This is a genomic window from Nocardia colli (genome assembly GCF_008704205.1).
In the GTDB taxonomy this organism is placed as follows: domain Bacteria; phylum Actinomycetota; class Actinomycetes; order Mycobacteriales; family Mycobacteriaceae; genus Nocardia; species Nocardia colli.
In genome coordinates this window covers 20,581-34,980 of sequence record NZ_VXLC01000022.1, presented here as the reverse complement: position 1 = coordinate 34,980, position 14,400 = coordinate 20,581, and the positions used below count along the sequence as shown (strand labels likewise).

Below are 14,400 nucleotides of genomic sequence, written 5' to 3'. Positions count from 1 at the left end.
TCGATTGATCGATGCCAGCTCGGCGATCATCCGCGCGGCAACAGCCTCATCGTGTACGCCGAGGCGGGCGTGACCGCTAGGCAGTCTTCACTTCCACGTGCACTCCGCCGCGCTCAGCGAACCATCTTTGTAACTCGGGGCCGTCGAGCAGCAGGGGCTCGTCGTCACCCACGTCGACCGGCCCGAGGATCGTCCCACGTGCACCCTCGGCGAGGCAGCCGGCGAGGCGCGCCGACGCAAGACTTGTGGTGCCGAAGGTGCATCCGCGCAGATCCGCACCACGAAGGTCGGTGTCCGCGAACAGCACTCGCTGCAGTCGCGCGCCGCCGAGATCCGCGAATCGGAAGTCGGAGCCGTCGAACTCAGCATTCTCCAGATCGGCCTCCCGGAACCTGGCCTCGTGAGCCGTGCAGCCACGTCCCTGGACTTTGCGAAGGTCTGACCGGCTCAAGTCGGCTCTCGAGAGGTTCGTCTCCGCCAACCACGCGGTGTAGAGATCGCTTGCCACCATTGGCACGTCGTTCAACATCGCTTCGCTCAGCTCCGCGCCGAGCAGATCGAGCCCGGACAAGTCGGCGCCGGTGAAGTCGAGGTTCCACCCGTTGAGCAGTGACGCCGTGGTGCGCTCGGCGGCGGCGTCGGATGGCAGGCTGTCGAAGTAGGCCTCGAGGGCTTGTCGCGCAGCAACATCCACTGGCCAGCGGCGTACGTTCTCGCGTGCACGACCGTAGGTTGTCATCGTCCCCAAACTACCTTTCCTCGCCATTGCGGGTTGTTGGCTACCAGCTGCTCGAGCGCGGCGCGACGGGCCGGCGACATCCCGTCAGGATCGATGAGGATCTTCTCGCCGGCGGCCAGATCCTTCTCGATCATGCTCGTGAACTGCGCGTCGGTCTGCGGCTTGAGACGCGCCTTCGCGGGGTTGGGATGGTAACTCGGTGGGGTGTCCGGTGAGCTCTTCACATCCCATCGGTCGCCCACGGCATCGACGAACTCTCCCAGATCTTCGCCCTTCGGCCCCTTCGGCGCGCGGCTGATCGGCCCCGGGATCAGTCCGTCGTGCTCTGCCGCCAGACCGACCGCAGCTTCACGCTTCGACTTTGGGCTGATGGCACCGCTCTTTGCCGGATCTTTCGCCAGGTCGTCGATCCGTTGCTGATATTCCTTGGTGCCGGGTGTGTTGGTAGCGTTCTTGATCTCCTGCTTCGCACCGGTCGTCAGCTCCGGCTCCGTGACAGCCGGATCCTTCGTTTTCGTCGATGGCGGTGCTTCGGTGGGTGTTTTCGTTGATGGTGGTGCTTCGGTCGCTGGTTTCGTGGATGGTGGCGCTTCGGTGGCCGGCTTCGTCGGCACGTGCGATTCTTCGACGACCTTTCCGGCTTTGGCGGCGTCTTCGACCACTGTCTCGGCCTTCTTCAGGCTCAGCACTTCGGCGAGTGGCTCGAGTACCCGTGAACCTTGGACGAACTCCGCGATCCGGGTTCCGAGTGCTGTTGCCCTGAGCGCCTTCGCGGCCGCCGACACCGCCTCCACGCCGATGAACAACAGCGCGATCTCCGCGACGAGATAGCCCACGACCTTCCCGATCGAGTAGCCCTGGTCGTAGGGAGATGCGGTGGCCAGTTCCCGCGCGCGGTCGGCCAGGAATTCGCCTGTTTTCTTCCCCAGTGGCTCCGCGCCGGCCAGCGTCTTCATCGGGAGGTCGGCGAGTTGCTGGGCCGCCTGTTTGAATCCGGTGGGGTCGAGGTACAGCTTCGCGAGCAGCTGGCCGGGCAGCAAGCCGAGGAATACCAAGGCTTTCAGTTGTCCGACCAGGTCCTCCCATACCCCTGCCGGGACCCCCACGGTGAAGCCGAGGCTGAACATCGGGTCGTGGCTGTTGTTCATCGCGGCGTTGATCGCCTCGGCGGCCGCTTTGCCTACCTCCGCTGTCTGGAAACCTTTGCGGAACCTGTCATTCCAGGTGATGATCTGCAGCGCCGGATCGGTTTTCAGCAGATACTGCTCCAAGGTGGGCGGACCGTAGACGGGTTGGTCTTCGTCCTCGCAGGACACCCGTTCGGCGCTCGCGCCGAGAACGCGAACGGGAAGTCCGGCCACGGCGGTGTCGGCGGACGCCCGGGCCGCCTGTTCGAGGGTCGTGGTCGAGTCCTGGCGCGCGCCGGTGTTCGTGCCGCGGGTTTGCTGGACGACGTGGGCGAGTTCGTGGGCGAGCAGGTGGTCGCCTGCGGGGGTGCCGGGCCGGTATGTGCCGTCGCGGAAGACGAGGTCGGTGCCGACGGTGTAGGCGCGGGCGCGCAGGGTGCGGGCGGAGGTGTCGGCGGCGGGGCCGGTGTGGGTGCGCACGGCGCTGAAGTCGTGGCCGAAGCGTGATTCCATCTGGGTGCGGGTGGTGGGGTCCAGTGGTGCGCCGTGGGTTCCGTTGGCCGGGATGGCGGTGAGGTCGATGCCGAAACCTGTTGTGCTGGAGTCATGTTCGGCTCCGCGCGTGGGTTCGCTGCGCGCGGGTGGCCGCCGCAGGGCGCGGGTTTGTGCGCGGTGCTGGTTGGCGGGTGTGGTCATGGCACGACCTGTCCGGGTTCAGGATTGGGGGCAGCGGGCCAGCGATTCGAAGGAGAGTTGCAGGCCCTCGAAGCCGGATTCGGGGCCGACCCAGGCCAGCGGGGCATAGTGGTGTTCGACGCCGTGTGGTGGCACGAAGGTGCGGGTGACGCCGTCGGCGTCGTAGGGCCAGATGATGTCGCCGGTGGCCACGCGGGCGGGGATGGTCCAGTAGTCGCCGACGCGGTAGGTGTGGGGTACGCCGGTTTCGGCGGTGAGGAACTGGATTTCGATACCGTTCTCCAGGGGGATCCAGCCGCTGTCGCCGATCCCTTCCACGACCTGTACCGCGCCGTGGACCAGGGGTGCGGCTTTGCGTTCGCGCTGGTCCCAGCGGCGCACTTTGGCGTGCGGGTGGGCGGCGGGGTCGATGTCGATCTCGCCGGTGGCCGTGGTGGGGTCGAAGGTGAGCAGGTTCCCGTCGACACCGCTGAGCCGGACGCGGGTGCCCGCGACGCCAGCGTATTCGAGGGTGTCCCAGGTCAATTCGACCCAGTCCTCGGCGGCGAAGCCGTGTTTGAGGTCTTTGATCCCGGCCACGTGCAGCCGGTTGCCGAGGGTGCCGGTCCAGGCGGCGGCGACCGATCCGTTCTCGCGCGACCAGACGAACGAGGTCACCGAGTTCTTGACGGCCGGGTCGGCGACGGAGGTGATTTCGACGCGGTAGAGCTGGTTCTCGACGCCGCGGTAGCGGGCGTCGGGCGCGGCCAGGCAGGGGTCGTCGTTGGCGGGTGGGTGTCCGGTCGTCGCTCGCAGCATGGGTGGGTTGCCATGGAGTCCGGCGCGCCACTGCTCGAGCGGGAAGTTCCCGCATTGGGGTTTGTCACCGGGGTATTCGGCGACGCGGACCTGCCAGATGATCTGACGGCGCGAGGTGGTGTCGGGTCCGCCGAGCGCGACCTCGCGGATACGATCGTCCTCGAGGGTGCTGACGTGGCGTTCCCACACATCCAGATACACCACATACGGCGGCTCGGGCAGCCGCGGTGGCGGGGTGATCGCGATCGGGTACGGCTGGTCGGTCCAGTGCACCTTGTCGAGGTCGGCGGGCAGCTCGGCGCGGATCCCGTCGACGTAGTAGATGCCGGCGGTCAATTCGAGATCGCGGTGCCCGTTGCTGATGGGGTGCGGCCCGAAGCCGAGATGTCCGTCGGGCCCGCCGTGCGGGCCGATAAGGTCGGCGGCGAGGCCGCGATGGGCCCCGATCAGAGTGGCCATGGCGGTATTCCAGTCCGATTCGACCAGCACTCGTCCTTGTTGCAGCAGGACGAGACTGTAGTCGGCCGGGTCCGGCGTCAGCCGGGAAAAGTCTCCACGCATCGGAATCTCCTAGTTCGCGATCAGGACGGCAACGTCGGTGTGGGCGGGGGTGAACTGTTCGAGGCGGGCGGTGAGGTTGGCCAGCCGCTGCGGCTGGTACAGGTCGTGCCAGACACCGAGCTCGGATTCGTCGTCGGCGCCGCGCACGATCTCGGGTGCGCAGTCGGTACGCAATTGGGCGTAGCCGGGGGTGCCGTAGCGCAGGTCGGTGAACAGTGGCCGCACCCGATCCCGTTCAGGGGCAAGCAGTTCGGCCTGCTGTGACGGGCTGAGCCCGGACCAGCCGGGCCGGTCGCGGACGGCGGCGTCGACCAGGTCGGGTTGGCAGCGGTGCCTGCGCGGGGTCCGCGATCCCGGCGGCACGTAGCTGTAGCGGAGGCAGCCGATCTGGCGTCGCGCCACCTTCACACATCCCAGGAACAGGGTGTTCTGGGCGAGCGGGATGGCGTGGGTGCCCACGGTGCCGATGACGGTGCAGTCGGTGAACGAGACGGCCGCGTGGGCCAGTGGCCAGTTGGGTGCGCCGACGGCTTCGCGTTCGGGATCGGTGGCGTCGATGACGCTGTCGGCGATCTCAATGGGGGTGGGGTCGGCGGTGACCTCGTCGGCGTAGACCTGGATGGAGCCGATGATGCTGCGCTGCACCGAGATCCGGGCGCTGCACAGATAGATTTCCAGGCTGGGTTCGGCGGGGCGGCGCGGGCTGCAGTCCCCGGCCAGCCCCCATCCCGGCACCAGGGTGCAGTCCCGGATCTGGACCCGTTGCAGCGGGCCCTCCACGTGCATGGGACGTCCGGCGACGAGGATCCCGTCGAGTGTGAAACATCCACCGGGACGGCATTTTTCGCCCTGTTCGGTGTAGACGGTGAGCGCGTCGGGGGCGTTGCGCTGTTTGTCGAGCAGGTAGATCACCGGGCGGGTGCGGTCGGCGGCGCGCAGGGTGAGGCTTTCCCCGTGACGCAGCTCGATGGTGAGCTGTTCGACGTAGACGTCGCTGTCGCGGATTTCGATCACCGCGACCGGCTGCTTGTCGCGCACCTTGTTCCAGGCGTGCAGGGCGTCTTCGATGCTGTCGAGGACGCCGGGTCCGGATTTCTTGGCGACGGCCTGGTAGAAGATCTTCGGCGCGGACTCCGCGGGCTGCTCGCTTTCGACCGCGGGCAGTCGGCGGGGATATTCGCCGCCGCCGATATCGGAGCTGAAACCGTAGTGGTAGGACACCCACACCCCGTGCGGGGGATGGCCGGGTGGGAAGGCCAGCCGCCCGCGTTCGGGATCGATGGCCACGTGGCCCTTGGGCGTGCGGTAGGCCCAGTCGGTGAGGTCGGCGACGATGAATTCGTGCTCCGGCACCGGCTTGCGCTGCACTGTGCCGCGCACGCGTTCGCCGACTTCGACGCTGAAACTGCGTCCGGGACCGTAATAGTCGCGGAATCGGCGCGCCAGCATATGCCGCCGGATCGGGATCGGCAGCCCCAGTTCGCCGCCGGTGCCGGGGTCGGGCAGGGTGAACAGCGGTGCGTCGTTGCCGAGCACGCTGAAGGTGAAACAGCTCGGCCCGACCTCCTCGATGCAAGCCGCGGGCGCGCCGGTGACCGGGTAGGCGCGCAGCCGCCACACGAACACCCCGACCTCGGGGATATTGTGCAACCCTTGTCCCAGCGGCGAATTGATCCGCCGCACATCCACACTGCGGGCCAGGGTGTCGAAGGACCCGCCGAGCCGCAGCAGTTGTTCGACCTGGTGCAGATCGGCCACCGCCCCCCGATCGAGGTGTATGTGGTCGAGGTGCTGGAAGACCGCGAGCTGCCGGTAGAACTCGACCGCTTTCGCGGGCCAGCCCGCTACGTCGGCGGCCAGCTCCTCGAGCAACGCCAGGGTTCCTTTGCGGCGGTGCGCGCGGACGCTGTCGGCGACCTCGCGACGCGGGATCAACGCTCGTACTTGTTCGGGCGCGGCCTGGGCGAGTTCGCCTGCGGCGCTGCCGGGCTGATAGCCGACCAGGTCGCCGAGGTAGGGCACCGCCCAGTCGGCGGCGGTCTCGATGAACCAGTTGTCATAGAGGCCGTCGAGGTCGTCTTCGACGTGGCCGACCTGTTCGCTGATGACCCGCAGCAGATCCCGCAGTGGGAATCCGGCCTGTTCGTCGCGGGCCCGATAGATCGCGGGCACCAGCCGATACAGCTGGTCGCCTCGGTGGGCTGGCAGGGTCATAGCGCCTCCAGGATGCAGGTGTCGGGGGCTGACGGGCTCAGGATCAGCAGTTCGGCGGGCCGGATCCGGCCGAGCCCCGGTGCGGCTTTCGTATCGAACTCGGCCCATGCCGCGGGTACGACCGGTCGCAGGCGCAGTCCGGCGGTCGGATCCGCGGAGATGAGTTCGGTTTCCCCGATCGAATCCAGAATGCTCAGATCGGCGTAGACGACCCCGGGCACGGAGTGGATCGCGGCCAGCACTGCCGCTTGCGCGACGGATCGACCGATATTCCGTGTGCCAGGGCCGAATACGGCCAGCAGCCGGGCGCGGAGGACGGGTTCGACGTCGGCCCACACCCGGTCGGGATCGATGCGCACCTTCGCCGAGACGGCCAGCGCGCGCAGGGTGCGGATCGCGACCTGCACCTCCTGATCCGGGTCGCCGAGTTCGCGCAGCGCGCGCCGCAGATTCGCGGCGAGCGCGGAGGTCGGCGCGATCGGCGCGTCGTCGATGCCGGCGATGGTCACGTGCACGACCAGCCGCCGCCCATCAGAGAGTTCGCGGGCGGTGGCCGCGCCGATTCCGGCGAAGGCGCTGGCGAAATCGGCGTAATCGGAGACCGACACGAGCCGGTCGAGGGCCTGCACGCTGACCGCGGCGTTGCGGCGCACGGTCTCGCGGCGGTCGCGGTCCGTGCCGCCGGTGGCCGGGAGCGGGTTGGTGACCGCGGTGACCCCGAGCAGTTGATCAAGGGGGGTGGCGATGGTTCCCGCGGCGGCGTTACCGGAAAGTCCTATGCCACTGCGGTATTGGGCGCGGATGTTCTCGATGCCGGTGGGTGGGCGGGCCGCGCCGAAGACGACCGCGGTGTTGCCGTCGTCGTCGGTGTCGATGACGTAGCCGCGGTCGTCGCGGCCGATGTCCAGGAGACTGTCGGCCTCGTGCCAGCGCACTTGGTCGACGAACACCTCGAGCGCGGCGCTCGCGCCCGCGCTGGTGGGGGCGGGCAGGTAGGTCAGTGGTGGTTGTTTGAGCGGGTAACGCGCGAATTCCTTGGTGGGGTCACCGGATCCGAGGATCTCGCCGCGGGTTTCGCCGTGTGTGGCGGGGGCGACGTTGCCGTAGATGACCACACTCGAGCGCAGGTAGGTGAATGCCAATGGCGCGGACAGGCGCACGAAGGTGTGCACGGTGTCGCCGGGCAGGTCGATGGTCTCGCAGTAGTATTCGCCGTCGGAGCGGCTACCGCCGCTGTGGCACACCAGTTTGCGGGCGGAATGATGTTCGACCGCGGCGACCATGACCAGTTCCTCGCCGCGTACGCCGGTGGGTCCGGCGTCGTCGGCGTCGGGGTCTTGACCGGCTCGGATGGCGGCGTCGGTGCGTTCACCGGTGACGATCAGCCGGCGGCCCGGGGTCAGTTCCGGGAACAGTCCATCCAATTCCAGTGTGTCACAGGAGATGCCGGGATCGTCGTAGATCATCGACCGTGCGCCGGCATAGAGCTGTGCCCGTGGTGGGCAGCCGATGTCTTTGTGGTCCAGCGATTCCCCGGCGGGGGTGAGTACTTCGGGTTGGGCGAGCACGACGGTGTTGTCGAGTACCTGGTGCAGGGTTTTGGTGTCGCCGCCGTCGGGCCATACCTTGTCCAGGGTGAGTCTGCTGACCTTGGTGGACAGGCCGAGGATATTGGCGGTCACCGTCTCGGTGGCTCTGACTTCGCGGGTGGCGACCGGGACGTTCACCTTCGGGTTGATCAGCACGATGGTGCTGCCCGCGGTGACGGCCGGATAGACGGCATCCAGATCCAGTGTGGTGCCGGGATCGTAGTTCGGCGGATTGATCGTCGGATGGTCTTCGTATTCGGGTTTCGGGTCCGCGTCCGCTTTGTGCGCCTCGCCGCGTTCTTGTGCGTCGCCGCCTCCGCAGACGGGGGGATTCACGGGGAGCTTGATCTCCTTGGGATCGATGTAGCCCGTGATCCTTCCCCCGTCGTAGATCGGGAACTTCGGTGCCGTGGCGCCGAAGAGTATGGCGCTCAACCGCATTCGGGTAATGGTGGAAGGTGAGGAGTTGGCCGCGGTGCTGTGGGCCAGCGCGCTGTCGAGGGTGCCCGCGATCTCGGGGACGAGATCACCGAGCAGCGCGCTGACGCCCGCTTTGTCGGCGCCGAGCAGATCACGCAGGTCGCGCGGGAGATCGGCGGCGTCGGCGGGTGGCACCGACGCCGGTTTGCGCAGTGCGCCGACCAGCAGTTCGAGCCGGGAAGGGGTTTCTCCGTCCTGGATCCGCGCCTCGTCGTCGGTGTGCGCGGCGACAGGTGCGGTGCGCCAGGATCTGGCCAGCGACGGGAGCTTGCGCTGCTTGTCCAGGAGCTTGACCGCGACCGTGGTGAGGCCGGCCGGGGCGTCGACCGCGACGTGGGTGACCTCGTAGATCACCGGCACGTTGCCTGCTTCGACGATGATCCGGTCGCCGTCGCGCAGATCGGTCAGCGCACCCTCGAGCACCAAGTGTTTGGTGTCGCGCAGGGTTTCGGCGATCAGCAGTTGCGGTTGCCTGCGCCGGACGGTCAATGCGCTCAGATTCCCGTATCCGACAACAGGTTCGGCGGTTTCGAAGGTTGCGGGCAGTTGTCCCGGTTCCGGGATCTGCTGGGCTTTGGTGCCCGCCGGGATCGGCACCCGTTGCTTCGGGGTGACTGTGAACGCCAGATACGCCGAGGCCGACAGTCCGGGGCGCGGCCGGTAGCCGACGAGTTCGGCCAGGCGGCGCACCGAAAACTCCTCGGTGGCGGTGCGCAGGAACCCTTCGTTGGCGATGCGTTCGGTGTAGAAGGTGAGCACATCGGCGACGGTGGCCCAGCCGTCGAGCAGCGCCAGGGACAGGTCCGAGGGTTCGCGGGTGGTGAGCGCGGCCAGGGCGGGCACCTCGGAGCTGCCCAGGCGCGCGCGCATGCTGGCCAGGAATTGCGGGTGGGTGCCCACCCGGTAGGTCAAGGCAGGCAGTCCGGGCCGGTTGGCCACCGGCATCGGTGTCGCGACCGCGATTCCGGTGCAGCAGTTATCGCAGCCGCAGGGGTTTGTGCCACATCCAGTGCTCATCGTCCACCTCGCAGATCCAGTCGCAGGATGCCGTGTTCGGGTGCGGCGGGATCGTTGTCCAGCCGCGGGATCTCCATCGGCCGCATCCGCAGTACTCCGTTGTCGGGCAGGTCTTTCGCGTCGGCGGGCACCGTGGACTGGCCGTACCGGCGCAGCCGGGTTACCTCGGCGTTGCCGACTCCGGGCAGCGCGGCGGCGACCGCGACCAGGGTCGATGCGGCGACGTTCGCGCCGAAGGTGACCGCGTCGGGATGGAACATGCCGAGTGTGCCGTCGCCGAGGCGGCGATTACCGAGGCGGGCGTAGAGGATTCGCGCGATATCGGCGCGCCGGTAGCCCTCGTCGACGCAGATCAGCAGGTCGATCTCGAGTCCGATATTGATGGCGGGCCGCACGGCCACGTCGTGGCCGATCCTGCGGTAATGGTCGAGGCGGGTGGCGATGTCGGCGAGCAGATCCGGGCACGGGTCGAACGCCCCGAACGAATCCACCCCGACCCGCATCTCGTACCAGCTGCCGGTCCAGCGTTGTTCGGCGGCGGCGCGCTGCACCCGCGCCGGGAACTCGCGCATGGTGAGTTCGGCGTAGTCGGCGGGGGTGATGGCGCGCTGCCGGTCGCGGTGCATGGCGCGCGGCGCGAACTTCTTGACATCGGTGACCGATTCCGGCGCCGACCCGCCGACGGCGGGCAGCGGATTGTGGATCCGCACCGTCGCACCGTGGACGACGGTGCCGGTCACCAGGTGCCGGATGCTGTCGGGCCCGACATTGCCGACCGGTCCCGCACCGACCCGGTAGTCGGCGTGGAACTTTTCGGTGGCGGCGGGGGCGCGGCCGAGGGTGTCGTCGCCGAAACGCAGGTGCGCGATGGCCTCATCGTCGGTTTCGATCACCAGGTGCCGGTCGCCGGGGCCGCTGTGGAGCAGGTCGGGACGTGGTACCCACACCGCGTCGACTCCGTGGTCGGTGCTGGTCAGTTGTAGTTGCGGCAGTGCGGCCCGCGGATCGGCGGCGGTGATCGCGGCGGCGGGCGCGGCAGGCCCGAACGGTACGCGATAGGACAGCGGAGTGCCGGTGAGCGCGGGCCGGTAGGGCCCCGGCCGCAGCACCGGCGGATCCGGGCAGCCGTCCTGGCACGGTTGCACCCGCGAGACGGTAGGCACCGCGCCGAGTCCTTCGCCGGTGGTTCGGCCGTGATCGGCCAGGATGACATTGCCGCGCACCACACTGACCGGATCCAGCACCACGCACGCCGGCGGCGGCCCGATCGCGGACAGACACAGTGGGAACGGCAGCGCATCCGCAGCGGCCCAGCCGATTTCGACGATCGCGGTGTGGGTGAGCGGATCGGTCTCCCGGCGTACCTCGGTCACGCGCACGGCGTGGCGGTGACTGAGGTCGGCGTCGGCGGCCAGGCCGGTGCCGGGTCCGAGGATCTCTTCGAACACCAGCACATCCCCGGCCGCCAACCCCAGCAGGCTGGCGCCGTCCTTGTCGACGACGTCGACCAGTGTCGCGGCGGTGGTTCCCGCGGGCAGGCAGCAGTCGCTGTCGCCCCAGGTGTAGAAGTGGATGGTGGAGCGGTCGCGCCGGATCGGCTGCGCCAACACCGGTTCGTACCACAGGTACTTGTCGGCCGGAATCCGTTCCAGCGCATCGGGTTTCAGCGTCGAAGGGGCACCGGGCAGCAGTGCGTCGAGGTCGGTGACGAATGCGATCGGCGCGTCCAGATCGTGGGTTGTTTCCACCACGACCCACACCCGGGCGCTGGCGCCTTCGTGCATGCGGTAGTCGACCAGGCGGGCGTGCCTGCGCACCGAGGTCCGCAACCGCGCCGTCGTCAGATATGCCTCGGTCGCGATCGCGTCCTGCCGATAGCTGAGGTGATCACCGACGTAGGCGAGCACCTCGAGCAGCATCACATACATATCCGCGGCGCTGCGTTCGCGCCAGCCGGGGGCCAGGACTGTCATCCGGTCCAGCAGCAGGTCGGTGAAACTCTGGTAATCCTTGGCCAGATACCGGATATCGGGTTGCGGCCACACCGGCGGCGGGCACGGCACCGGCAGGCAGTCCAACTCGGTGGGGCAGTCGACCTTGAAGCTGAACTCGAGCGCGTAGTAGCGGGGGTCGAAGCCGGGATGGCGGGTCGCGGTCGGATACCCGTACGGGTCGGCCTGCACGATCTCGAGCCGGTAGCGGGAGAAATCCCCGGCCCGATCCAGCTCGACGGTGAGGCAGTCGTCGCGTTCGGGATCCTCGTTGGCGCACACCGAGAATCCGGCCACCCGGATATCGGTGATCCGGCGACCGCCGGTGACGCGCAGATTGCCCAGCATCAGATCCGCGGGCGCCTTGTCCAGGAAGTACACCGTCAGATGCCGCTGATCCGGTGACACCTCCAGATAGTCGAGCCCGTTGAGGCGCGGATCGCGGCGAACGAGCCCGCGACGGTGTTCGTCGCGGCAGCGCAGCATGATGGTATCGGTCATGGCGTCCCCACTTCGATGTCCTCGGTGCGCGTCTCGCCGAGGGCGCGCAGCAGATATTCGATGCGCACCAGCAAGGTGGCGTCCTCGCTGATCACCTGCAGGGCCCGCACCTCGATCACGTCACCGAGCCAACGCGCCAGTGCCGTCTGCAAACTCAGCTCGACCGCGGCGGCGACCTCGGGACTGCTGGGTCCGAAGACGTGGCGTTCGAGTCCCGCGCCGAAGTCGGGCCGGTTGACCCGTTCCCCGGGGCGGGTCAGCAGCAGTTGTTCGATCATCTGACGGACATGCGCGGGATAGTCGGCGCTCGCGGTGCGCCCGCGGGTGTCGAATCCGTACGGGTACGCGATATCCACGCGTTCGGTCATAACGCCACCACCCTGGTTTGTGCGGACAGCGGCAGCATCGGCGTGCCCGAGGGCGCGCAGATCGAGGTGCCGCCGAGAATGGCCAGCGGTTGCCCGTTGGAGGTGACCCTGGTGGTGCCGGTGATCCATTGCCCGGTCACGCACGGCCCGTTGGCCGCGATCGGCGGCGGCAACGCGCAGCCGGCGATCAGATACGGCACCGACAGCAGCGTGGTCGGCTGCGCGGATACCGTGACCCGTGGATTCACCGACGCCGGGGTCGCGGTGCCCGCGTGCATGCATTTCACCTGTGCGCCCAGGTGCAGCAGCGGCCCGGGCATCAGGTCACCACCAGTGCGGTCTGGTTGACCGCCACGGTCGGACCGACCATGGTCAGTGTCGCGCCTTTGCCGTTGCTCAGGTAGATCCCCGAGTCGTTGACCACCACCGTCGCCCCGCCGGGACTGCGCAACACGATCCCACCCGACACCGGTGTCGGCGCGGCATCGCTGAGCACCAGCGTGGTCTGCGCCGTGGTCTGCACGACGATGTTCTGTCCCGGCGGGATCGCCGGGGGGACCAACGCCAGCGCGGGTACTTCCGCGGCGCTGCCCCAGAATCCGCCGACCCAGATCGGATAGTCCGGATCGCCTTGTTCGAATTCGATCCACACGCCCGCGCCGATCTGCGGAACCATGAACGTGCCCTGCTGTTTTCCGGCGATCGGCACACACGGCATCGCCCAGCTCGACGGCACCAACCCGAGCACGTCGGGCACCTGGGCGAGCACGCGGCCGCGCTGTTCGGGATCGATATTGTTCAAGACGGTGCCGCGGTATTTGCCGTAATACCGGACCCCCGCCCGATCAGGGCTCGTCATGCGCGCACCTCCGGGACAGTGGAGACCAAGCCGTTGCGGCTCAGGCTGAACGACTGGGTGTAGCTGCCGGGGGAGATCTTGTGGGTGACCCGGGTGACGTAATGCAGTCCGTCGAACGCGGGCCCCACTCCGCGCACCCCGACGAGCTTGCGGGCCTGCAGCACCCGCCCGTAGCGCATCACGTCGAGGGTGCCGGTGCCGGTTACCGCCTCGGCGTAGTCGGCGGCCCTGGCCATGCCGATCAGAATCGCTTGCACCGGAGCGAGTTTGGACAGATTGTCGGCCACCGGCGCCAGATCGGCGACGCTGGTCGGCAGCGGCGGGATCGATCCCAGTGGCGGATTCAGCGGGGTAATCGGCGGGATCGGCACGGGGATCACTACTTTGGTCAATTCGTTGTAGAGGTACACGGTGGGGATCTTGTTCTTCTTCGAGTCGAACCGGAACGACAGCGTCTGCACGTTGGTGTGGGCGTCCATATCGACGTTGAGTGCGGGCTGGGGGACGCCGACCTTGATCCGTGGCCCCCAGTAGGCGACGTTGGTGCCGGGTTTGGGACCGGGGTCGATGTAGAACACGTAGCCGACCTGATCGGCCAGGTATCGGATGTAGGCCAGGTCGGTGCCGCGCTGGCTGGGGATGTTGCCGGTGGGCAGTGGCACGTGCACGAACACGCTGGGCACGATCGCCGGAATCACTCCGAACAGCGCGTATTTGGCCAGTAGCAGCGCCACCCTGGCCTCGGCGGGCATCGCGGGGAACGGAATGCCGCTGAAGTCCTGTTTGTCCATCAGCACGCTGATGTCCTGGCCGATGATCACCAGCCGCGAATGGGTGTCGTCGGTGCCCGCGCCGATCTGGTGATCGACGATCACTCCGTCGGCGAGCACCGTGGATTCACCGTTGACGGTGACCTCGATGATGACCCGCATGAACAGGATCGGGACGCCGCCGGTGATCAGGAACAACGTCTGCAACGGTGACCGATTGCCGAGTGCGAAGTCGAGCTGGAAGCCGGTGCCGTCCTCGGAGGTGGTCACCTCGACCGAGGTCAACGCCTCCATCGCGATCTTCGGCGCCGGAATCGGCACCACCGGCCCGATCATCAGCGATAACTGCACCCGCTCAAGCACCACCGAACCCACCCCCGAATCCGTCGGGCAGCGTGATCCGCAACCGGCGTCCGATCCGCTCGGTTAGTTCATCGGGGCGCACGGCCCGGTTGGCGTCGCACAGTTGCCAGAACTGGGTCGGATCACCGATCGCGGCGGCCGCGATCCGATCGAGCCGATCACCTTCGACGACGGTGTGAGTGCCGATCTGTGCGAGTCGGTCCGGATCCGGGCAGAACCGACGCCGCAGATACGGGTATACCCGCCCGTTCAGGGCGGTATAGGTGGTCACTTGCACGCCGGCGTAGCGGCTCGACGGGGGAAACGGTGCGGGTGGCATGGTTGCTC

Annotated in this window: 11 protein-coding genes and 1 pseudogene; all 12 read right to left on the bottom strand. The window is 67.9% G+C overall.

The window, feature by feature from the left end; all coding sequences use genetic code 11:
- Positions 1-76: 76 nt before the first annotated feature.
- Positions 77-739, bottom strand: coding sequence for a pentapeptide repeat-containing protein (locus tag F3087_RS35230; protein ID WP_191094302.1), 663 nt, complete (start codon positions 737-739; stop codon positions 77-79).
- Positions 736-2,010, bottom strand: coding sequence for a hypothetical protein (locus F3087_RS46195; protein ID WP_191094307.1), 1,275 nt, complete (start codon positions 2,008-2,010; stop codon positions 736-738). The genes F3087_RS35230 and F3087_RS46195 overlap by 4 nt, the downstream gene beginning before the upstream one ends.
- Before the next feature lie 222 nt (positions 2,011-2,232).
- Positions 2,233-2,379: pseudogene (locus F3087_RS47550) on the bottom strand (eCIS core domain-containing protein); the annotation flags it as partial.
- Positions 2,380-2,580: 201 nt separating this feature from the next.
- The gene (locus tag F3087_RS35220; protein WP_150406455.1) at positions 2,581-3,921 is read right to left on the bottom strand and encodes a DUF6519 domain-containing protein; all 1,341 of its coding nucleotides are present in this window, start codon (positions 3,919-3,921) and stop codon (positions 2,581-2,583) included.
- A 9-nt stretch (positions 3,922-3,930) separates the two neighbouring features.
- A complete protein-coding gene (locus F3087_RS35215; protein ID WP_150406454.1) occupies positions 3,931-6,135 on the bottom strand; it encodes a hypothetical protein in 2,205 nt (734 codons plus the stop codon).
- Positions 6,132-9,221, bottom strand: coding sequence for a putative baseplate assembly protein (locus tag F3087_RS35210; RefSeq protein ID WP_150406453.1), 3,090 nt, complete (start codon positions 9,219-9,221; stop codon positions 6,132-6,134). Before F3087_RS35210 ends, F3087_RS35215 begins: the two co-directional genes overlap by 4 nt.
- On the bottom strand, positions 9,218-11,713 hold the full coding sequence (locus F3087_RS35205; RefSeq protein WP_150406452.1) for a putative baseplate assembly protein: 2,496 nt from the start codon (positions 11,711-11,713) through the stop codon (positions 9,218-9,220). The genes F3087_RS35210 and F3087_RS35205 overlap by 4 nt, the downstream gene beginning before the upstream one ends.
- Positions 11,710-12,081 carry a GPW/gp25 family protein gene (locus F3087_RS35200; RefSeq protein ID WP_191094301.1) on the bottom strand — a complete coding sequence of 124 codons (372 nt, stop codon included), beginning with the start codon at positions 12,079-12,081 and terminating at the stop codon, positions 11,710-11,712. The genes F3087_RS35205 and F3087_RS35200 overlap by 4 nt, the downstream gene beginning before the upstream one ends.
- Positions 12,078-12,401: a hypothetical protein gene (locus F3087_RS35195; RefSeq protein ID WP_150406451.1), complete on the bottom strand. Its 324-nt coding sequence runs from the start codon at positions 12,399-12,401 to the stop codon at positions 12,078-12,080. Before F3087_RS35195 ends, F3087_RS35200 begins: the two co-directional genes overlap by 4 nt.
- Positions 12,401-12,940: a phage baseplate assembly protein V gene (locus F3087_RS35190; RefSeq protein ID WP_150406450.1), complete on the bottom strand. Its 540-nt coding sequence runs from the start codon at positions 12,938-12,940 to the stop codon at positions 12,401-12,403. The genes F3087_RS35195 and F3087_RS35190 overlap by 1 nt, the downstream gene beginning before the upstream one ends.
- Positions 12,937-14,076 carry a hypothetical protein gene (locus tag F3087_RS35185; RefSeq protein ID WP_223885584.1) on the bottom strand — a complete coding sequence of 380 codons (1,140 nt, stop codon included), beginning with the start codon at positions 14,074-14,076 and terminating at the stop codon, positions 12,937-12,939. The genes F3087_RS35190 and F3087_RS35185 overlap by 4 nt, the downstream gene beginning before the upstream one ends.
- Positions 14,066-14,392 carry a LysM peptidoglycan-binding domain-containing protein gene (locus F3087_RS35180; protein ID WP_150406449.1) on the bottom strand — a complete coding sequence of 109 codons (327 nt, stop codon included), beginning with the start codon at positions 14,390-14,392 and terminating at the stop codon, positions 14,066-14,068. The genes F3087_RS35185 and F3087_RS35180 overlap by 11 nt, the downstream gene beginning before the upstream one ends.
- Between the last annotated feature and the right edge of the window lie 8 nt (positions 14,393-14,400).